The organism is Streptomyces sp. NPDC004658, assembly GCF_040609555.1.
Taxonomy (GTDB): Bacteria; Actinomycetota; Actinomycetes; order Streptomycetales; family Streptomycetaceae; genus Streptomyces.
Genome location: NZ_JBEXKG010000144.1, coordinates 1 through 19734 on the forward strand (window position 1 = coordinate 1; position 19734 = coordinate 19734).

A 19734-nucleotide genomic window follows, 5' to 3' on the forward strand; every position below is an offset into this window, starting at 1 on the left:
ACGGCGAGTTGACCACGGATCTCATCGGAGACGCTCATATCACAACAACGAGCCGCATCACGCGAAGCAACACCTTGATTCTCTGCGAGCCCTTAGCCGGTCGGCTCTGCAGCCTGCGCATGGCCTGGGCTCGTTGGTGGGCAGCTGTCACCGACCGCTGTTTTGGTCATGTCGAGGGCTGGTGGCGCGGTCCTCACCGTTGCCCATGTCTGGCCTGAGCAGGCCGAAGTCGCTGCTGCCCGACCGCATCGCTGTCTGCACGGCACGCCGGCCAGCCGTGCCGACGCCCGACGAGACGCCGAAGCCGCCGCCACTGGTCACTTCACGTCGGCAAGAGCCATGTCGATCAGCTGGGCTGCAAGCGCACGTGCATGGGTCGCAACACTGGTGTCGTTACAGGAGGTCGCGAGCGCCGCGGCCCCTTCGAAGATCACTGACAGCTGGATGCCGAGTGTCTGCGGGTCGGCCGCACCCGCTTCCTTCGCGGCGTCGATCAGCTGGTGCCGGAAACGCATCTTGTGCCGGCGAACCAGCTCCGCCACCTCGGGGACCGTGCCCGCAGCCTCGACGGCGGCATTGTGGAAAGGGCAACCCCGGAAGGTTGGACTGGTGCTCGCTTCCATGGGCTCGAAGAGGGCTAGGAGGCGCTCGCGTGCTCCGAGATCCTCCCGGAGCAACTGGCGCTCGGGATCGTGTGGTTCCTCTTTGTCGATGCGTTCCAGGTAGGCCTCGACCAGCGCGTTTTTGCTGGGAAAGTGCTGATAGAAGGTGCGGGTGGACACGTGTGCCGCCTCCACCAGGCGGGCTATGCCCGTGGCTTGGATGCCCTCTTTGTAGAAGAGTGGCCCGGCCGCCTGCAGGATGCGCTCCCTGGCCCCGCGGCCTGCGCGGATGGCAGGTGCAGCAGCTGCTTTGGTACTCACTCTGCAAGTATAGCACTCGCTTTACTTTCGACGCATCCCCGGCTACGGTTGAGTCAGTACAGTGACTACTTTACTTGCAGCGCATCATGGTTGAGACGTTCGAGACGCATGTTCGAAAGAGTTCCTCAGCTGATCGCTTGCACCCCTGACCAGCAAGGACATGGCCTCATGAGCACGGCCCCCCGAAAGACTTCGGTGCCGCCGACAGCCTCTTTCCAAGTGAACGGTGACCGTTCCGCACCTGAACGGACGGGGGCAAGTCTGCCCGCGCATCCTTGGCTGTCGTTGATCTCGGTATGTCTCGGGATGTCGATGACGTTCGTCAACATCACCGCGACGGTCAGTTCACTGGCCTCGATTCAGACCGACCTCCACACGTCGACCACGACCCTGGTATGGGTGACAAGCGCCTACGCACTGGCCGTGGCCGGTCTGACGCTGTGCGCGGGTACCGTCGGAGATCTGATCGGCCGACGGACAGTCTTTCTCATCGGGACGGCGGTGCTCGGCGCCGGCAGCCTCATCTGCTTTTTCGCGGGAGACGCCACTGGTGTCATCGTGGGCGAGGCCGTCATGGGTGTCGGCGGTGCCTTCGTTCTGCCCAACAGCCTCACGGTGGTGAGCGCCAGCTTCGCCGATCCCCACCGGCGCACGGAGGCCATCAGCATTTGGGTGGGCTTCTCGGGTGTCGGGCTGGCCGCGGGTCCGCTGATCGCCGGGGTTCTCCTCGCTCACTTCTCCTGGCACAGTGTCTTCCTGGTCAACGCGGCCATCTCGGCTCTGGTGCTCATTGTCACCCCCTTCTTCGTCGTCAACAGCCGGCACCTGGGCCGACGGATCGACATTCCGGGTGTGCTCCTGGCCACCGTTTCCGTGGTCGCGCTCACCTACGGGGTGATCCAGGGCAGTCACGTCGGTTACACAGACGGACGGATCATCGTGGCATGGGGGATCTTCCTTGCCGGCCTCGGTGCGTTCGTCGTGGTCGAGCGGCGCTCCGGCGACCCGATGCTCGACGTCCACCTCTTCCGGTCCGCGTCCTTCTCGACGACCATGGCAGTCGGTCTGGCCGCGATGTTCGGGTTCGGTGGCGTACCGCTCATCATGGTTCTGTATTTCGAACGCGTTCAGGGCGCCTCGGCACTGAACACGGGCTGGCGCCTTCTGCCCACATTGGCCGTCTACGTGCTGGTCAGTGTCGTCGCCGCGCGTCTGGTGGCCCGGGTCGGCTTCAAGGTGATGCTCTCGGCGGGCCTGGTCGTCACCGCTATCGGCGCGGTCTGCCTGCTGGCGACCCCGGCAGGCGCCTCGTATGGAGCGGTCTGGCCCGGCATGGTCATCTTCGGACTCGGCGAGGGACTCGTGCTGGCCCCCACCACGGCCGCTGCGGTCACCAGTGTCGCGCACGAGCGGGCCGGCATGGCCAGTGCCGCCGTCAACATGTTCCGTCAGCTGGGTAACGTGCTCGGCACCAGCATCATCGGATCCCTGTTGACCAGCAACTTCGCGCACATCCTGCCGCAGCGCCTGATATCGGCGGGAGTCTCGGCACCCGTGGCCGACCGGGTGGCGGCGGCTGCCGGTCACGGTGGCACCGCCCCTGCGCCCAAGGGCCCGGAAGGAATCGCCATCCAACACGCGGTTGCCAGGGCGTTCACCGATTCCGTCCACAAGGGGCTGATCGTGACAGCCGTCGTACTGCTCATAGTGGCGATTCCGGCCGCGCTGTTCATCGCCGGCAGAAGGCCCAGTCAACAGTCCTAGCGGTACGTCGTACCTGGTCCATGAGTATCCGTTAACCGGACCCTGACAGCAGTTCGTTCCCTCTTCTCTATCCGGAGACTGCATCCTGTGAGATCGAACCGACCCGCCGTGGTCGTCACCGGCATCGGCGCCGTCACCCCACTCGGTGGGGACAGCACATCGACCTGGCAGGCGATGATCTCGGGCCGATCCGGAGTCACCGCGCTGACCCAGGAGTGGGCAGAAGCACTTCCGGTCCGGATCGCCGCGCAGAGCGCGGTGGACCCGCTGACGGTCCTGCCTCGTCCACAGGCCCGCAAGCTGGACCGGTCCGCGCAGTTCGCGCTGATCGCCGCTCAGGAGGCCTGGAAGGACGCCGGCTTCACCGCCAGGGCCGGTGAGGACTCGTCCGTCAACCCCGACCGTCTCGGCGCGGTCATCGCCTCCGGCATCGGCGGCGTGACGACCCTGCTGGACCAGTACGACGTTCTCAAGGAGAAAGGCGTACGCCGCGTCTCCCCGCACACCGTGCCGATGCTGATGCCCAACTCCCCGGCGGCCAACGTCGGGATCGAGCTGGGTGCCCGCGCCGGTGTGCACACCCCGGTCTCGGCCTGCGCCTCGGGTGGGGAGGCCATCGGCTACGCCTGCGAGATGATCCGCACCGGGCGTGCGGACGTGGTCGTGGCCGGTGGCACCGAGGCCGCCATCCACCCGCTGCCCATAGCCGCGTTCGCCAACATGATGGCGATGTCCAAGAACAACGACGAGCCCCAGGCTGCCTCGCGCCCGTTCGACAGGCGACGGGACGGCTTCGTCCTCGGCGAGGGCGCAGGCGTCCTGGTGCTGGAGTCGGCCGAGCACGCCACGAAACGTGGAGCGCGCGCGTACGCGGAAATCCTTGGACAAGGGATTTCCTCCGACGCCCACCACATCGTCCAGCCCGAGCCGACCGGTCGTGGCATCGCTGCGGCGCTGGAACACCTGCTGTCCACTACTCAGGTGGATCCCGCGGAGATCGTCCACCTCAACGCTCACGCGACCTCTACCCCCCAGGGCGACATCGCCGAGTTGAAAGCACTGCGCAAGGTGCTGGGGGCCCACCTCGACCATGTAGCGATCTCGGCCACCAAGTCGATGACAGGCCACCTGCTGGGCGGCGCCGGTGGTATCGAGACAGTGGCCACCGTCCAGGCTCTTTTCCACCGGATCGCGCCGCCGACCGTCAATCTCATCGACCCTGACGACGAGGTCGACAGCAGCCTCCTTTCAACCGAGGCCCGGACGCTGCGAAGTGGTCCGATCGTGGCGCTCAACAACTCCTTCGGTTTCGGCGGCCACAACGTTGTCCTGGCCGTACGTAGTGTGACATCCCGCCCTTGAAACACTGGGGCTCGTGGTTCGAGGGGCGGAACCGCACGGGTGGGGATGCATGACGTGCGTGCACGATCGTTCCACCGCACACCTGGGCTGCACCGGGCACCGACGCAGCGACCGGCCGCTCACACCGAGGGCCACCGAATTTGCTCGTGACTCCTGTACCCGCAACCAGCGCATCACCGAGCGGCATCGCGCCCGAGCACACCGGCCAGGCGCCGAAACGCACAACAGGTAAGGCTCTCATGCTCACGCAGAAGATCATCCACGCACTTGAACACCCGATCGGGCACGACGCGGACGACCACTTCGACATCCACGCCGCACTCAGCGAGGTCCTCTCCGAAGTCGGACTCACCGAGAGGGACGCGGGGGGCGCGGTCACGTTCACGGGCGCCGATCCCGTCGTTCCGTCCACCCTGCGCTTCGCCTCCGCCGCGGGCATCGGCTTGGCGGCCAAGTCCGTCGCTCTGGCGAAACTATGGCGGCTCCGGGGCGGTAAGGGCCAGGACATCGGCGTGGACCTGCGCAAGGCCCCACACCGGCTGTCTCCCTTCTATGACGGCAAATGGGAGAAGATCAACGGGATCTCCCCGGGGACCCCAGGCGATCCCATCACTCCCTTCAGGCCTCCGGGGTTCTATCGCACGCGTGACAACCGCTGGGTCATGCCCCTTAACGTCTATCCGGTCATCAAGGCGCGCACCCTGAAGCTGCTGCGCACCTACGACGACGCCGGTGCCGTCGCCGAGGCCATCTCCCAGTGGAACGCCGCCGACCTCGAAGCCGCCGGCGCCGAGGCGGGCGTCGTGATGCCGGTGCTGCGCACCACCCGGGAATTCCTGAGTACCCGCCAGTACATGGACGTGCTGGCCGGCATGCCGCTCGTGGAAGTCGAGAAGACGGGCGAGAGCGATCCGATTCCCCTGCCAGGCGGCGCCCTCCAGCCTCTGGACGGCATCCGTGCCCTCGGACTCGGCCACATCATCGCCGGCGCGGGGATCGGCAGGGTCCTGGCGCAGCACGGTGCCGACGCGCTGAACATCTGGCGGCCCACGGAGTTCGAACACGACGTGTTCTACGCGACCGCCAATGTCGGCGTCCGTTCCGCCACCCTCGACTACACCCGCGACCCGCAGGCGCTGTCCGCCCTTCGCGACCTGCTGCGAGAGGCGGATGTTTTCTACGCCAACCGCAGGCCCGGCTTCCTCACGGACCTGGGACTGTCCCCGCACGCGGCTGCGGAGATCCGCCCGGGGATCATCCACACCAGCGTCACCCTGCACGGAGAAACCGGCCCCTGGAGCAACCGGGTCGGCTTCGACCACACGGCCGGCAGCGTGACTGGGATCATGTACCTGGAAGGCAGCCCTGACGCCCCGCAGCTGCCGCCCATCTGGGTGGTCAACGACCACCTGGTGCCGCTCCTTGCGGCGACCGGCATCGTACAGGCACTGATCCGGCGTGCCGAGGAAGGCGGCAGCTACCGCGTCCACGTCTCCCTGACCCGTGTCGCCCTGTGGATGCTGAGCCTGGGTATTTTCGACAAGACCTACGCGCGGCAGACCGCGGGCAGGGACGAGGAGCACGCATACCTCGATCCCGAGACTTTCACGGCGCAGACCCCGCTCGGCTTTTACCAGGGTGTGACCGATCAGGTCACCATGTCCGAGACTCCGGGAGCCTTCCGGCCCGACACCATTCTCGTCCCCAGAGGCTCCGGCCACCCCGCATGGCTGCCGCGGGAATGAGGTAGCTGCCCCACTCACAAGGCGTACCCATGCCCATCCCACGGTCCGTACGGAGCACGCCCACATCCGCGCGCGTCAGGCAACTCAGGCGCGAGTGTCCGAACCCAAGGCTCGGACATCCCGTACGGCGGCTTGCCGGACGCCGACGCGAACGGAGATGCGCTCACGCAGACCGTTGGCTCGCCGGTCCGGGGCTGGCCGAGATGTCGGAAGGTGCGAGCGCCAGGTCTTCTTCCGGGCACTCGACGACGACCCTCACCGCAGCGCCGCATGTCCTGTGGGTGAGGTGCACGACCGGACCCTCGGGCTCGCCCTCGTACCTCTCGCCCCATTGACGAAGCGCCATCAGGACGGGCCACAGATCCCAGCCCTTACGAGTCAGACGGTACTCGTGACGGGTGCGGCTTCCTGGTTCCTGGTACGGGACTTGCTCGAGGACCCCCGCCGCGACCAGCTTGCGCAGCCGGTCGGTGAGCACCGCTTCGGACAGGCCGACATGCCGGCGGAAGTCATCGAACCGCGTGACCCCGAAGGCGGCGTCGCGCAGGACGAGAAGCGACCACTTCTCTCCCACGACGGCCAGAGCGCGCTGGACCGGACAGTTGTGTGTGCTCATCTCGACCCACTTCATGCGGCAAACATACCCCTGACTATGACATTGACAGTCAGCTCGGGACGCGGATAGCGTCGGCCGACATGATCGGTTCAGGAGCCATGGGTCGCTCACGCACCTACGCGTGGCAGGACCCGGCCATCACGGCTGCCGCCGTGGGGCGGAGGACGGGGCTCGAGTTCCTGCGGGACCTGCTGTCGGGAGACCTGCCCAGTCCCCCGCTCAGCGCCACCCTCGACTTCACCCTCGACGAGGTCGAGCACGGCCGCGCTGTCTTCTCGTTCGTGCCGGGCGAGGAACACTACAACCCGATCGGCAGCGTGCACGGCGGTTTCTTCGCCACCCTGCTGGATTCCGCGCTGGGGTGTGCCGTCCAGACCACCCTGCCCGCCGGGATGGGCTATACCTCGCTGGACCTGCATGTGAAATTCCTCCGCCCGATCACGGTTGGCACCGGACGGGTGCGGGCCATCGGTACCACGGTGCACGGGGGGCGCCGTACCGCGCTGGCGGAAGCACGGATGGTCGACGCCGAAGAACGACTCCTCGCGCACGCGACCAGCACCTGTCTGCTGTTCCCACTGCCTGCCGAGTGAGCCGCCCTGGGCGGCCGGGCGCCTTGGGCTCGGTTGGGTAGGCACCGCGGCTCGCCTTCGAGCAGAGACACATCCGGACATTCCCGCCCCCGCGTACCGCGCAGGTGGGGGCAGTGCGTGCAGGCACCACCGGGCATGCGTTCTGGCCCGCAGTGGCTTGGTCGGTCCCTCCGGGCCGCTTGAGGGGGGCCGCTGGGCAGCGGGTTCGGCGGCTCGTCGACGGCTCCGGGGAGGTACGACACCAGGCCGCGGCGCCGGCCGGAACTGGCCTGCGTACCCGGTCGACCCGGGCCGTGGCATGGGGACCGGGAGCTGGTGCACCGGGGTTTTGGCCGTTTCCAAAGCCGTGGTGGTGCCGCAGCACCAGCGTACGCGGCATGGAAGGCGCCCGGCAGGCCGTCCCGCTCACTACCCGTACCGCGCTGGCCCGCACCGGCCGGCCCCGGTCGGACCGGGACCTGCTGCGCTGGGCCTTCAGTCGCCTTGCATGACCGGCCACGCGATCGTCTTCCGTGCCCGCCCACCGGCCCTGAGCTGCGCCATAAGCCATTCCACGGGCTGGTGCTGCCGGGGCCATCCGCCAGCGCACCCGATGGGGTGTGTCCAGTCGCCGGTCAACTGGATGCCCTTGACGCGGGCTCGGTCGACCAGCTGCCCGATCAACTGCTCGTCCAACGCGTCCAGACCCGGCTCAACCGCCTTTACAGAGACGATCACGGAAGCCGAGACCCGCGGCGCCGGAGCCGCGGTCTTCCTGCACGGGAACGGCCGTTTCGCCGGATCTCTGTCACCGAAACAAGACACCACACAACTACTGAGACATGTGACTTTACGCCTAGCAAATACGGAAATCGCCTGGGATGTCCATTAGTTAGCATGCGCCATGCCTGGATGCACACGCGACGCTTGTTAACGGATTTTGGTGTCGCCTAGTTACATCACGGTGCTAGTCTCCTTCCTGTCAGCGCCACAATGGTGACTGTCTACAATAATGGAGTTATGCATGGACGCGATGGTGGTCGACGCCGTCGAGGAACTGCTCGCAGGTGAGTGGGACGGTTCCGCCGACAGCTTCGAGGACGACATGCTCGAGGTCCGCAACGAGACGGGCAGCGGCGGCGGCAGCAACACGACCAAGTGCTGAATAGTCCCCTCGACGGAATGGGCAGGGAGGCGTTCTCTGCCCATTCCGGCATCGACGTCCGTATCACGAACCACATCGAAGAAGCGTTACGGGACACATGTTCGAGCACTCCCGCACTCGCCGACGCGGTGCGAGGACTTGTGCGCTCGGACACGGAAATGCCCAACCCGTTCAGGCTGATCGCACAGCCCACACTCGGTTGCCTGTCCGGCGAGCCCGAGGACGCGCTACCGGTGTGCGCGCTGTCCAGGGTGTGGTGGGCGGGTGCCGAGACGCTGGACGACCTGATGGACGGACATTTCAACGGGCCCGCAGCGGGGATGTCGCACTCCACCGCCATGGTGGCGGCGACGGCCTGCCTAACGCTCCTACCACAGGCGATCATCCGCACGCAGGGGTATCCCGCGCCGCTCGCGGTGGCGATGACGTCGGAGCTGGTGGGCACATCGTTGCAGTGCGCTGCCGGTCAACTGGACGACATCGACACCGCGCGCCCCGTCACATGGAAACAGGTCATGTGCAACTATGCGGGCAAAACCGGAGCGCCCTATGCCCGGGACGCGGCGCTCGTGGCCCACGTCGCTGGGCTCCCGGCGGATGGCATTCGGGCCTGGCGGGTCTTCGGCAGCCTGTTCGGAGTCCTGCGGCAACTGGCCAACGACCGGGCGTACGGCTCGGCGACGGAGGACGCGGACCTCGCTAACGGAACCCCCACCCTGGTGCTGGCACACGCCGTCGAGACCCTGCCCACGCCGGCCGCCGTGGAACTGCTGGACCTGCACCGATCGTCTCGTGTTGATGCCGCGGCGCGGACCGAGATCTGGCACCGCCTGAGGGCACGGCCCGTGGCGACCGGCTACAACCAGCGTCTTGCCGTCATGCGCGCGCGGATGCTGGACCTGCTGCGGAGCCTGGCAAGCCCCTCGGACCATAGAACTCTCATCGAACGGCTGATCATCATGTCGGCCCAGAAAGCGATGCTGTAGAAAGATGCCGGACGACACCGTCACGGAAATGCGCACATTCGCCGCTGGCATGGCTCCCTACGCCCCCATGTCGAGCGACGTACTGTACCGCCTTGCCTCGGAAGTCGAGGAAGGCGGTCCTGTCGCCGAATTGCTGTCAGAGCATCCGGCGGCCGGATCGCCTCTTTTCTACCTCCGGGCGTTGGCCGGTGTGCGCCGGCTCGTGCTCGCTGGGAAGGCCCCGGCCCTGGCCCAGCACTTGCGCGTGATGGGCGGCAATTATCACGATCCCCAATACGCTGAACCGACCTGGGCTCTCTTTCTCACGGCCCTGACCGAGCACCCGCAGGAGATCGCGGACGCTCTGGACCGCCCCATACAGCAGCATCACCCCAGACGCGCCCATGCTTTGCTGTCCGGCCTGGGCATGCTGGGAGCCGGTGACGTACGCGTTCTGGAACTCGGAGCCTGCGCCGGTCTCACCCTCCTCTTCGACAGATACCGATGGTTCGGTCCCGGATGGGAGTGGGGTGACGAGGGTTCACCCGTACGGCTGGCCACATCGGGCAGGCACCCGGGCCGCGTGCGCGTCATTGATCGAGCGGGCTGCGACCTCGCACCGCTCGATCCGACCAACCCCGACGACGTCCTCACCCTGCGTTCCTTCCTCCCGCACGAGGACGACGTGGAACAGATGGAACTCGACGACGCCATCGCGCTGGCAAGGCATCAGCGGGCCAGGATCGATCGCGCGGACGCCGTCGAGTGGCTGGCCCGGGAACTCGCCGCCCCGGTGCCGCGGACCGTCCGCACTGTCGTGTGGCACAGCCTTTTCTGGGGCTATCTCCCACTGCCGCAGCAGAAGGCGATCGAGCAGATCATGAGTGAGGCAGCCATCCGTATGCGCCTGGTACGCATCTCCCTGGAACCGTACGAGTGGATGATGCCACCGCGCCTTCAAGTGATCGAGTACTCCTGAAGGGAGGGGGACTTCGATGTCGAGCGCCTCTTATGTACCACTGCCCCTGCGGCGCGAAGGATTAGCCCTGCCGTCGCGACTCGCCCAGATCCGGGCGGCGCAGCCGCTAGTGAAAGTGACCGTGCCGAGCGGTTCCACGCTCTGGCTCGTCACGCGGTACGAGGACATACGGCAAGTGCTCGCCGATCACCGGCGGTTCCGCTCCGACGGCCGTGGCATCCCGGATCCGCACAACGACCAGGCATACACCGAGGCCGCAGGCGACGAGCCCACGCGGCACGGACACCTCACGCACTACGACCCGCCCGATCACCGCAGGCTGCGATCGATGATCTCGCACGTTTTCTCCGGAAGCGGCGTCGCACGACTCCTACCAAAAGTCGAAGCACTGGCCACCGAGGCGGTGAACGCCCTGATTGCGGCCGGACCCGGAGCCGACCTGGTGGAGACGTTCTGCTTCCCGATCCCATGCCAGATCATCTGCGAGCTTCTCGGCGTGCCCTACGAGGACCGGGCGCAGTTCCAGCGGCGCGCCCAAATTCGCTTCGATGGCAGACGCAGTCGGGCGGCGCGCGGCAGAGCCCTCGAACAATCACTGGAGTACATGGGGCAACTGGTCAGGGCCAACCGTGCCGACCCCGGCGACGGACTCATCGGTTCTCTCATACGCCGTCACGGGTCGGAACTTGACGACACCGAACTGGCCGGTCTAGGGGACTTGTTGCTACTAGGCGGCTTCGAGACCACCGCGCACATGCTGTCGTTGGGCAGTCTCCTGCTCATGCGCGACCCGGAAGCCGCGGCGATGATCCAAGATCCCGGGCAGGCACCACAGATCATCGAGGAACTGCTGCGCTATACATCTGTCGTTCAGACAGGGGTGCCGCGCGTGGCCCAGGAGGACTGCACACTGGCGGGCGTGCGCATCAGACGCGGCGAGCGGCTGGCGTGTCTGCTTCCGTCGGGCAACAGGGACGAACGCTTCACCGACCCCGACACCTTCCGCCCGGATCGCGAAGTGAACCCCCATCTGGCCTTCGGCCACGGCATCCACTACTGCGTGGGCGCCCCCCTGGCACGTGCGGAGATGCTGACAGCTCTTCCGCTGCTGTTCCGGCGCCTTTCGGGCATCGCCCCCGCCGTCCCGGACGACGAACTCACTTGGCGACCCTACGCGGCGGTGTATGGGCTGGACGCCCTCCCCGTCACCTGGTGACGCCACCGAAACGACATTCCGAACGGATAGGCTTGACCATGAGTGTGATTACAGCACACGGTTTGTCGAAGGTGTACCAGCGACGCGGTGCCAGAGGCCATACCGTGCCCGCCGTGACAGAACTCGACCTGACGATCGCCGAGGGAGAGTGCATCGGCTTCCTCGGTCCGAACGGAGCGGGAAAGACCACGGTGATGCGCATGCTCACCACCCTCCTCAGACCCTCCGCAGGTACGGCGAAAGTGGCGGGGTTCGACCTACTGAGACAGCCGAGACAAATACGCCGGCACATCGGATACGTGGCTCAGAACAGCGGTCTGTCACCGGAAAGCACGGTGGCCGAAGAACTGGTGATACAAGGCCGGTTGCACGGTTTCTCGAAGAAGTCCGCGCGCCTGACGGCGGAGGAACTGGCCGAAATCCTGGAATTCGGTGACCTGATGCGACGGACGACCAAAACCCTGTCCGGCGGGCAACGCAGGCGAGTGGACATCGCCCTTAGCCTGGCGCACGGCCCCTCCGTCCTCTTCCTGGACGAGCCGACCACCGGACTCGACCCGCAGAGCCGTGCCAACCTGTGGGCGCACATCCGCCGGCTGCACCACCACCTGGGCGTCACCGTCTTCCTCACCACCCACTACCTCGATGAGGCGGACGCACTGGCCGACCGCCTGCTCATCATGGACGGCGGACGCATCGTCGCCGACGGGGCCCCCGACGCTCTCAAGTCCCATGTGGGCGAGGACACCCTCACCCTCCGCGTCCCGTCGCACGTTCTGGACGAGGCAGCTACCGCGATCCGTTCCGCGACCGGTGTCGCGGATGTCGACGTCATGGCGGAGGACTGTGTCCGTGCCAAGGTGTCCAGCAGCGGCGTGGTGCCGGAGGTCATCAGCGCGCTGGAGGCCGCGGGAGTGAGCGCAACGTCGCTGCACGTCCAGCGTCCCACGCTGGACGAGGTCTTCCTCCAGCTCACCGGACGCACACTCACCGGCGACGCCGGACACCAGGAGGACGGGGTTGACGATGCTGCGTGAAGTCATCCTCGTTTTCAACCGGGAGATCAGCCACCGGGTCCGGCAACCCGCCTGGGTGGTGTTCGGGTTACTGCAGCCGCTGCTCTTCATGTACTTCTTCGGCCCGCTGCTGACGAAGTTCGTCGCTTACACACCTGGATTCCCGCCCGGCGACACCTGGCAGATCTTCGCACCGTCCCTCATGCTGCAGATGGTGCTCGTCGGCACGTCGACAGTAGGACTGAACCTTCTGGTGGAGCACCGCAGCGGTGTCCTGGAACGGTTTCGGGTCACCCCGCTGCGCCAGTCAGCCCTGCTGCTCGGGAAGGTGGCGTGCGTGACGACCTACACGCTCATCCAGTCCTCCCTCATCCTCTTGCTCTGTCGCCTCTCCTTCCACCTCAACACGACCTTCCCGGGAGTCCTCGCTGCGCTGGGCTTCACGGCCTGCCTCGCCGTGACACTCGCCGCCTCCTCGTACGCGCTTGCACTGCGCCTCAAGAACGAGGAAACCGTCCCGGTGGTGATGAACGCCCTGCTGATGCCGCTCCTACTGCTGTCCGGAACGTTCCTGCCGATCACCTCAGGTCTCGCGCCGGAATGGCTCTTTCGCCTCTCCCAACTCAACCCCGTCGTCTACGTGATGACCGCGACCAGAGCCGTCTTCCGCGGCGACTTCGGTAACCCGGGTGTCGGCGTTGGCGTGCTCTGGGCCGTGGCTACGTGCGCGCTCGCCCTGACGTGGTCCCTGAGAGTGTTCTCGACCCAGGGCTGCGAGTAACAGGGGGACCGGTGAACGGGGCCCTGGTGAAGCGGCCGCGGCAGACCGCGAACCAGGTGAGCAACGGGAGTCAGCCGTCATGCCTGCGTGCCACCGGGCCCGCAGAGGGCCGATCGGTGGGGCTGGGTGAGTCGGGTGGGCCGACATCGACCAGCACATACCGGACGACGGCGTCGCCCCCTGGACCGATCGCGACGACCACGGAAGACGCGCCAGGCCTTCAGTCTGCGTGGTTGCTGAGGAGCCGGCGCTGATGTAGGCGCGGTCGGCGAGGACGGGAACGTGTTGGCGTTCGCAGATCCGGATGATGCGGTGGGTGCGGGCCCCGGTCAGGTCGTGGGTGCCGCCCGGCGGTGCGGGCGAGATGCGCAGCAGCTTGTCCGCAGGGTCGGCAACGACCTGCACGTTCACGCCGTGGCGGCGGTGCTACGTGGGAGAAGTCGGCCCGGCTGTCACCGGCCCGGTCGCACTCGGCGAGCGTTCCGTCGAGCAGGACGTGATCGGAATCCGTTTTACGCAGGATTCGCAGTAGGCCGGGCGCCCGGCGGGACAGATGGCCGACGCCGGCGGTGACGTAGGCGTGGGCAGTGCCGACGGACATGCCGACACCGGCGGCGATCTCCGCGAGCGTGTCGTGGCGGCGAAGGCAGACCAAGCCCACGAGCTGCCGTTGCCGCCGGTGTCGGGCTCGTGGGCACCTCCGCACTGCCTGCCGCCGCTGCCGCCCGGACCTCTCATGACTCCGGTCTCCAGCGTTCCGGGACTCCCCGCCGGATTCGAGCGCATCTTCACCAGCCGGCTCATCCGGGCCGATGGAATACGCCAGCACGCGGTGATCGGCGGCGACGGACCGCCGTTGCTCCTGGTGCACGGCTGGCCGCAGAACTGGTACGCCTGGCGCCTGATCATGCCCGAACTGGCCCGGTACTACACCGTGGTCGCCGTCGATCAGCGCGGCACCGGACTGACCGACAAGCCGAGCGACGGGTACGACACCGGAACCCTCGCCGGCGACCTGACAGCGCTGATGGAAACCCTCGGCTACGACCGCTTCGCGGTGGTGGGCCATGACACCGGCATGCCGATCGGCTACGCGCTCGCCGCCGACCACCCGCACCGGGTCGACCGGCTCGCCGTCGCGGAAGCCGTGATCCCCGGGGTGACGCCGTCACCGCCCCTGCTCGGTACCTCCCAGAGCAACAACATGCTCTGGCACTTCCCCTTCAACCGGCTGGAGCACGTCAACGAACTACTCGTTGCGGGCCGGGAGAACATCTACTTCGGCTGGCAGTAGGAGACGAAGGCCGCGCGGAAGCTGCCTGACTATGCCACCCGCTACTACATCGAATCCCTCACCGCACACCGGCACGCACTGCGCGGCAGCTTCGGTTGGTACCGCCATCTCGACACCACCTTCACGCAGAACGCAGAACGTGTGAAGCGACGCCTGGTCATGCCGGTCCTGGCGATCGGCGGAGCCGAAAGTGTCGGGCAGGGAGTCGCCACGACGATGAGGCTTGCCGCGGACAACGTGGAGACCCTGGTCATTTTAGGCAGCGGCCACTGGGTTGCCGAAGAAGCGCCCCAGGAGATCTTGACGGCCCTCATCACGCTCCTGGCCCCGTATCGAGCCGCCGCCCTGTCCCGCTCCCACTGACAGGCAGTCACCTCTCGTACGCAACCCTCAGGGGTCCCATCCGCAGCTGGCCGGCACCGACTTGGACGGGCAGGTCCGTGGCAGCCGTGGCCAGCGGAGCCGCCGGAAGCTGCGTCAGCAGCAGCGTGACGTCGTCGTGGCCGTCCGCGTCGGGCAGCAGCGTCGACAGGACCTGGTCGGCGGCGGTCTCCAGGTCGGGTGCCGCGGTCAAGTGCTCATCCAGGGCGGCGACGAGTCGGGTGAGCTTGTCACTCGATGGCGGAGGCCTGTTCGCCGCGTCACATGGTCGCGCTGGAGGCTCGCCGGCGCGCTCGATAGGCGCGCAGATTGGCGGCATTGCCACAGACCTTCACGCTGTGCCACACCCCGCTGTTGTTGCGGGAGCGGTCGAAGAAGGCGACCGCACAACGAGGGTTCCGACAGGTCTTGATCCGGCTCCACGAACCGTCCTGCTGGGCCTTGAACACCTCGATGGCTGCCAGGGAAGCCACTTTCCTCCAACCGGAACCGCGGGGGACAGGCCGGACATGGCCGGAGTCGTCCCACTGCATGCTCACGGGAACCGCGGGCAGCGTCCTGGAAGCAGCACCCGCCGGGTACTCCACTCCCTCGTCGGCAACCGCGACGGAGCGGCGCAGGTCGTCCCGGAAGTCGCGCAGTCCGTCGAGGTCGTCCTGTCCGAGGGTGACGCGGAAGGGCGCCACCGCTGTGGCCGTCGCCCACTCGGCAAGGGCACCGTCCAGCCACTCCTGCGCGGTGGACAGGTCGGCGAGGAGATCCTCACGGCGCGGCTTGCCCGCCGCGATCGTGTTCATGAGCTCCTGCACGAGTGCGAGCCCTCCGGGTGCCGGGTCCGCGTCGTATCGGGCAAGGGCTGACCAGCCCACTTTCTCCTCCCCGGGGTGCGAAATACGTCTTACTTCTTCACATCTTACCTTGCCGTTGACAACAAGGCCGGGGGCCACAAGCCTTTTCCGTGGGATGGCGTCCTGCCGGGCCGGGGTCGGCAGCGCCGGGTGGCAGGTAACGCAGGCGGAGACAGCGATGAGCGCGCCTGCCGTCGGTCCACGGGCGAGACAGACGGGCGCTCGTCGGCAGCCAGGCGCTGAGCCGTTCGGGAACACCTCTTGACCGACATGGGCTATAGATCTACGGTTCTGTCATCTAAGTGCCGCTGCGGAGTGCCCCCGTGTGGTGACGGCCCAGCACCCCTCGCCTTGGCGGCGATGGCCGCATCGTGCGGTGCGGCGCCGTCCGCATGCCGCGCCTGAACACATGGAGGAACACCGTGATCGTTGACGCCGCCGACCTCGATGCCAATGCGGCATACAAACTGCTGATTGGGAGCATCGTTCGGCGCGCCGTGGCGTGGGTGAGTACGGTTTCGTCCGATGGCGTCGCCAACCTCGCGCCTATCTCGTTCTTCACCGCGGTCGGGCGCGAGCCCCCACTTGTCTCGCTCACCCTGCAGCCGCGCTCCGACGGGGTCACGCTGAAGGACACGCTGATCAACATCCGCGAGTCCGGGGAGTTCGTCACCAACCTGGCCACGCTGCCGCTGGCACACGCCATGCACAGCTCGGCATTCGAGTTCGACTCCGCTGTGGATGAGTTCCATGCGCTCCAGCTGGAGAAGGAGCCGTCCGAGGTGGTGAGCGCACCCCGAGTCAAGGGAGCGCCGATCTCCTTCGAGTGCGTCGTCGACAGGATCATCCCGGTCAACGAGGTGGGCGATCACGTCGTGTGGGGCGAGGTTGTACGGTTCCACGTCGCGGACGAGCTGCACCTGGACCGGGGGCGCATCGACACCGCCGCCGTGCCGGCCGTCGGCCGGCTCGCCGCCGAGTACACGCTGGTCGACAACGTCTTCACCACCCCCTTGGACGAAGAACTGCTTGCGGCACGCGACGGCCGTCGGATGCAGCGCCTGGACGCACGGCCCGCCGACTTCTCCCCGATCGACAGCCGGGACTGGTCCCCCTCCGGGGCAACGTCCGTACCCGGAGCGTGAGCATGAACACGGAACGCGTCAGGGAAACCGATGTCCGATACCGGCGAAGCGGCGCCGGCGACCTGGCCGTGGTGTTCGTCCACGGCTTCCTCGACGATCAGTACGTCTGGGACAGCCTGGTATCGCGGCTGACCACGCCAGGCATCGAATGCCTCACGCACAACGCCGACAGTCCCGGCAAGGCCCGCGGGAACCAGATGTGCCCCCTGGTACAGACCGAAACGGGGTCCCGACCGACCAGCGCATTCATCCCCAAGCAAGGAGAAAATATGTCGCGCAACCAAGCGATTATCGATGCATGCCGTCGAGCCTATACCGGATTCGAGGAGAACGATTCGTCCGACCTGGTGGCGCTTATGTCGCCTGACGTTGTTTTCCACTTCCCCACCTCCCTGCCGTACGGAGGGACATTCCACGGCCGGGAAGGGTTCCGCGCATTTTACCAGGACCTGTTCGACCATTACTACGAGTACTTCAATTACGACGCGCACGCGGTCCTTGATGCCGGTTCGCACGTGGTGGTTCCCGTCAGGGCCAGGGCGAAGGCGAAGAACGGCCGCACCATGGAGAACGAGCACTGCCTGTTGTTCACCGTGACCGACGGACTGATCACGGAAGCGCGGCTGTACGCGGACACCGCCAAAGGGCGCGACGTGATCGAGGGCCTGCAGGTTTTCCCCTCGGCCGCTTCCGCCTCCTGAGCGCTCGAGCAACGACAAGCGAGGAAGGGCGGCCAGTGGGTGACGCCGACTGGTCCCCTCCGGATTTACCAAGGCTCGGGACCACGACACCGGCCGGGGCGCACCCCGTACCACACCGCTCCGCGAAAGAAGGATCTCATGCCCGTTTTCAACGCCCACATCCCCGCCAACCGCTTCTCGCCGGACCAGAAGCGCGCACTGGCCGATGCGCTCAACCAGTCACTCGTACAAGGGCTCGGAATCCCCGAGGGTGACCGCTTCATCATGATCAGCGAGCACGGCGAGGACGAACTGTTCCTGGACCCGACCTTCATGGGTATGCGCCGTAGCAGCGACGCCATGATCATCACCGTTCTCTTCGGGGCTCATCGCCCCCTGGAAGACAAGCGGGCAGTGACCGCGGCCATCAACGAGCGCGTGGTCGAGGCGCTGGACGTCTCGCCCGACGATGTATTCATCGCGTTGATCCCGGTGCCGAACGAGAACTTCTCGTTCGGCAGGGGCGAACTCCAGCTCGCCGAAGGAGGCCCTCGCTGGTGAACGGCGGGAACCGTCTTCCAGTGATCGCCGCCTGGCAGGCTGTGACGGACGGGGCAACCACCGATGAGCAGCGTGCGGAGGCTGCTTTCGCCCTGACGCCCTGACCAGCCACGGCCTGGCCAATGCCCCACCTCGACGAACTTCGTGACCAAAACTGCACGAAGCCGTCTACCACACCCGCTGGGCAGTGGCCGACGCCGTAAAGGGCGACGCCGATGCCGCGCCTGCACCGCGCGGCGGCGGCTCGGCTATGGCCGCGGTACCCGGATGAATTCCGAGCGGGACGAGGTCACGTTCCTTGGCGGAGTTGGGCACGGACTGACCCTGGGCTCCCCGGTGGCGATCATGGTGGGCAACACCGAATGGCCGAAGTGGGAGCAGGTCATGGCGGCCGACCCGGTCGACCCCGAGGTGCTGGCGGGCCTGGCCCGAAACGCCCCGTTGACCCACCGCCCCGGCCACGCCGACCTGGCGGGCATGCACGAGCGCAAGCGCGAGCACTTCCTGACCTTTGTCGGCGTCGCAGCAGCTCTCATCGAGGTCTGTCAAACGAACGGTATAACCAGGGTGGTTGGGTTACTGGCGGGCTGCTGAGAGTCGGCCGTCGAAGGTGATGTCGAAGGCGTTCAGCGCAGTCTTCCAGCGCATGGTCCAGCGGGCCTGGCCCTTGCCGGTGGGGTCGAGCGACATGATCGCCATGTAGACGCACTTCAGGGCGGCCTGTTCGTTTGGGAAGTGTCCACGGGCCTTGACCGCTCGCCGGATCCGTGCGTTGACCGACTCGATCGCGTTGGTGGTGCAGACGATGCGGCGAATCTAGGTGTCGAACCGCAGGAACGGGGTGAACTCAAGTCGCATAACCCGTGTCCAGGACTCGGGGTCAAGGCCCGACATCCCCGGAGTTCCTCTCACTCGCCACACCGGTCGACGCGATGGGACGCAACTCCGCCGTTCCGCCAAACCTGGTAGATGTCGTACACATCGGCCGGTGTGACCCTACCGGCGATCATCTCAGGCCCGTAAGCACGGCGAGTAATGGATCATAGGGCCAGTCCGTACCGACCGCTCTTCGGCTCTTCCCCCTGTACGGGGAACGATCTTCGAACGACTGGAACGGCGCATGCCAGCCACACTTAAAAACGCCCCGGGCCTGGGCCCGGCGGAGCCGCCGTTAGGAAAGCAAGGCCGTCACTTATCCAAGCGACCCGAAGGGCTGAACCGCCGGTCGCCAGCAACGAGGCAATCAACTTGAACACAAACACTTGACAGGGAAGTGGGCGGTGTCGAGCACGACGCGGGTGACGTCGATGAGGCCGGCGTCGTCCAGTTGGTGCAGTACGGCCTGGTAAAGCCGACCCCAGAGGCCAGCTCTGGACCAGATGAGGAACCGGCGGTGGGCGGTCGACTTCGAGATGCCGAAGCACGGTGGCAGAGCCCGCCATGTGCAGCCGCTGACCAGGACGTAGATGATGGCCGCGAACAGCGTCTCATCAGGCGTGTCCTGCGTTCCACCGCCTTGCGGACGCACCCGTGACGGAGGGATCAGCGGCTTCGCGATCTCCCACAGGCCGTCCGGAACTATCCGACTCCACGTACTCCGCCCCATGAACTGACCAACGACCGCCCCACCACATAGGACACGGTCTTAGGGCTCGCAGAGAATCAACATGCTGATTTGATCACCGTGGGGCTGCGGTTCGCGAGGAACGCCGTGACGTCAG

Annotated in this window: 18 protein-coding genes and 4 pseudogenes; 15 read left to right on the forward strand and 7 right to left on the reverse strand. The window is 66.5% G+C overall.

Features of this window, described 5'->3' with window-relative positions:
* Positions 1-317: 317 nt before the first annotated feature.
* Positions 318-923: a TetR/AcrR family transcriptional regulator gene (locus tag ABZV94_RS32735; protein WP_356346873.1), complete on the reverse strand. Its 606-nt coding sequence runs from the start codon at positions 921-923 to the stop codon at positions 318-320.
* Between the two features lie 306 nt (positions 924-1229).
* Here ABZV94_RS32735 and ABZV94_RS32740 point away from each other — a divergent pair, with 306 nt between their 5' ends.
* From ABZV94_RS32740 to ABZV94_RS32750, 3 genes are all read left to right on the forward strand, one after another.
* Positions 1230-2687: an MFS transporter gene (locus tag ABZV94_RS32740; RefSeq protein WP_356346908.1), complete on the forward strand. Its 1458-nt coding sequence runs from the start codon at positions 1230-1232 to the stop codon at positions 2685-2687.
* A gap of 87 nt (positions 2688-2774) precedes the next feature.
* Complete coding sequence (fabF, locus tag ABZV94_RS32745) at positions 2775-4049, forward strand: beta-ketoacyl-ACP synthase II (RefSeq protein WP_356346875.1); 1275 nt, start codon at positions 2775-2777, stop codon at positions 4047-4049.
* Positions 4050-4288: 239 nt separating this feature from the next.
* Positions 4289-5794 (forward strand): CoA transferase, encoded by a 1506-nt coding sequence (locus tag ABZV94_RS32750; protein WP_356346878.1) that lies wholly within the window; start codon positions 4289-4291, stop codon positions 5792-5794.
* A gap of 163 nt (positions 5795-5957) precedes the next feature.
* On the opposite strand, the gene ABZV94_RS32755 is transcribed toward ABZV94_RS32750, so the two are convergent.
* Entirely contained in the window at positions 5958-6425 is a 468-nt protein-coding gene (locus ABZV94_RS32755; protein WP_356346879.1) for a helix-turn-helix domain-containing protein, read from the reverse strand.
* An 83-nt stretch (positions 6426-6508) separates the two neighbouring features.
* Between ABZV94_RS32755 and ABZV94_RS32760 the strand changes: the two genes are divergently transcribed.
* The 7 genes from ABZV94_RS32760 (at position 6509) to ABZV94_RS32790 (ending at position 13104) form a co-directional block, all read left to right on the forward strand.
* A complete protein-coding gene (locus tag ABZV94_RS32760; RefSeq protein WP_356346881.1) occupies positions 6509-7003 on the forward strand; it encodes a PaaI family thioesterase in 495 nt (164 codons plus the stop codon).
* Positions 7004-8006: 1003 nt separating this feature from the next.
* Entirely contained in the window at positions 8007-8147 is a 141-nt protein-coding gene (locus ABZV94_RS32765) for a hypothetical protein (protein ID WP_356346884.1), read from the forward strand.
* A gap of 17 nt (positions 8148-8164) precedes the next feature.
* Positions 8165-9133 (forward strand): class 1 isoprenoid biosynthesis enzyme, encoded by a 969-nt coding sequence (locus ABZV94_RS32770; protein ID WP_356346886.1) that lies wholly within the window; start codon positions 8165-8167, stop codon positions 9131-9133.
* 4 nt (positions 9134-9137) lie between these two features.
* Complete coding sequence (locus tag ABZV94_RS32775) at positions 9138-10091, forward strand: DUF2332 domain-containing protein (RefSeq protein WP_356346888.1); 954 nt, start codon at positions 9138-9140, stop codon at positions 10089-10091.
* A gap of 16 nt (positions 10092-10107) precedes the next feature.
* Positions 10108-11307: a cytochrome P450 gene (locus ABZV94_RS32780; RefSeq protein ID WP_356346890.1), complete on the forward strand. Its 1200-nt coding sequence runs from the start codon at positions 10108-10110 to the stop codon at positions 11305-11307.
* A 113-nt stretch (positions 11308-11420) separates the two neighbouring features.
* A complete protein-coding gene (locus ABZV94_RS32785; protein WP_356346892.1) occupies positions 11421-12344 on the forward strand; it encodes an ABC transporter ATP-binding protein in 924 nt (307 codons plus the stop codon).
* Positions 12334-13104 carry an ABC transporter permease gene (locus ABZV94_RS32790; RefSeq protein ID WP_356346911.1) on the forward strand — a complete coding sequence of 257 codons (771 nt, stop codon included), beginning with the start codon at positions 12334-12336 and terminating at the stop codon, positions 13102-13104. The genes ABZV94_RS32785 and ABZV94_RS32790 overlap by 11 nt, the downstream gene beginning before the upstream one ends.
* A 243-nt stretch (positions 13105-13347) precedes the next feature.
* Here the strand turns inward: ABZV94_RS32790 and ABZV94_RS32795 are convergent.
* A pseudogene (locus ABZV94_RS32795) lies at positions 13348-13777 on the reverse strand (transposase family protein); the annotation flags it as partial.
* Positions 13778-13840: 63 nt separating this feature from the next.
* On the opposite strand from ABZV94_RS32795, the gene ABZV94_RS32800 reads away from it, so the two are divergent.
* Complete coding sequence (locus tag ABZV94_RS32800; protein WP_356346894.1) at positions 13841-14398, forward strand: alpha/beta fold hydrolase; 558 nt, start codon at positions 13841-13843, stop codon at positions 14396-14398.
* A 370-nt stretch (positions 14399-14768) separates the two neighbouring features.
* On the opposite strand, the gene ABZV94_RS32805 is transcribed toward ABZV94_RS32800, so the two are convergent.
* Positions 14769-14972, reverse strand: a complete 204-nt coding sequence (locus ABZV94_RS32805) for a hypothetical protein (protein ID WP_356346896.1) — start codon at positions 14970-14972, stop codon at positions 14769-14771.
* A 67-nt stretch (positions 14973-15039) separates the two neighbouring features.
* Entirely contained in the window at positions 15040-15648 is a 609-nt protein-coding gene (locus ABZV94_RS32810; protein ID WP_356346898.1) for a CGNR zinc finger domain-containing protein, read from the reverse strand.
* Positions 15649-16049: 401 nt separating this feature from the next.
* On the opposite strand from ABZV94_RS32810, the gene ABZV94_RS32815 reads away from it, so the two are divergent.
* From ABZV94_RS32815 to ABZV94_RS32830, 4 genes and pseudogenes are all read left to right on the forward strand, one after another.
* Positions 16050-16772, forward strand: coding sequence for a flavin reductase family protein (locus tag ABZV94_RS32815; RefSeq protein ID WP_356346900.1), 723 nt, complete (start codon positions 16050-16052; stop codon positions 16770-16772).
* 2 nt (positions 16773-16774) lie between these two features.
* Positions 16775-17473, forward strand: a complete 699-nt coding sequence (locus ABZV94_RS32820) for a nuclear transport factor 2 family protein (RefSeq protein ID WP_356346902.1) — start codon at positions 16775-16777, stop codon at positions 17471-17473.
* Positions 17474-17611: 138 nt separating this feature from the next.
* Positions 17612-18013: a tautomerase family protein gene (locus ABZV94_RS32825; RefSeq protein WP_356346905.1), complete on the forward strand. Its 402-nt coding sequence runs from the start codon at positions 17612-17614 to the stop codon at positions 18011-18013.
* A gap of 180 nt (positions 18014-18193) precedes the next feature.
* Positions 18194-18493, forward strand: a pseudogene (locus ABZV94_RS32830) (chorismate synthase); the annotation flags it as partial.
* 96 nt (positions 18494-18589) lie between these two features.
* Here the strand turns inward: ABZV94_RS32830 and ABZV94_RS32835 are convergent.
* Both ABZV94_RS32835 and ABZV94_RS32840 read right to left on the reverse strand, forming a co-directional pair.
* Positions 18590-18853: pseudogene (locus tag ABZV94_RS32835) on the reverse strand (transposase); the annotation flags it as partial.
* 433 nt (positions 18854-19286) lie between these two features.
* Positions 19287-19619: pseudogene (locus ABZV94_RS32840) on the reverse strand (transposase); the annotation flags it as partial.
* Positions 19620-19734: the final 115 nt, after the last annotated feature.

What these genes read in the sequence shown, in the direction of transcription:
- ABZV94_RS32800 (WP_356346894.1), top strand. Translation starts at nt 13,841, where the DNA reads ATGACTCCGGTCTCCAGCGTTCCGGGACTCCCCGCCGGATTCGAGCGC.
- ABZV94_RS32770 (WP_356346886.1), top strand. Translation starts at nt 8,165, where the DNA reads ATGGGCAGGGAGGCGTTCTCTGCCCATTCCGGCATCGACGTCCGTATC.
- ABZV94_RS32820 (WP_356346902.1), top strand. Translation starts at nt 16,775, where the DNA reads ATGAACACGGAACGCGTCAGGGAAACCGATGTCCGATACCGGCGAAGC.
- ABZV94_RS32750 (WP_356346878.1), top strand. Translation starts at nt 4,289, where the DNA reads ATGCTCACGCAGAAGATCATCCACGCACTTGAACACCCGATCGGGCAC.
- ABZV94_RS32755 (WP_356346879.1), bottom strand. Translation starts at nt 6,425, where the DNA reads ATGAAGTGGGTCGAGATGAGCACACACAACTGTCCGGTCCAGCGCGCT.
- ABZV94_RS32760 (WP_356346881.1), top strand. Translation starts at nt 6,509, where the DNA reads ATGGGTCGCTCACGCACCTACGCGTGGCAGGACCCGGCCATCACGGCT.
- ABZV94_RS32780 (WP_356346890.1), top strand. Translation starts at nt 10,108, where the DNA reads ATGTCGAGCGCCTCTTATGTACCACTGCCCCTGCGGCGCGAAGGATTA.
- ABZV94_RS32740 (WP_356346908.1), top strand. Translation starts at nt 1,230, where the DNA reads ATGTCGATGACGTTCGTCAACATCACCGCGACGGTCAGTTCACTGGCC.
- ABZV94_RS32775 (WP_356346888.1), top strand. Translation starts at nt 9,138, where the DNA reads ATGCCGGACGACACCGTCACGGAAATGCGCACATTCGCCGCTGGCATG.
- ABZV94_RS32825 (WP_356346905.1), top strand. Translation starts at nt 17,612, where the DNA reads ATGCCCGTTTTCAACGCCCACATCCCCGCCAACCGCTTCTCGCCGGAC.
- ABZV94_RS32790 (WP_356346911.1), top strand. Translation starts at nt 12,334, where the DNA reads ATGCTGCGTGAAGTCATCCTCGTTTTCAACCGGGAGATCAGCCACCGG.
- ABZV94_RS32765 (WP_356346884.1), top strand. Translation starts at nt 8,007, where the DNA reads ATGGACGCGATGGTGGTCGACGCCGTCGAGGAACTGCTCGCAGGTGAG.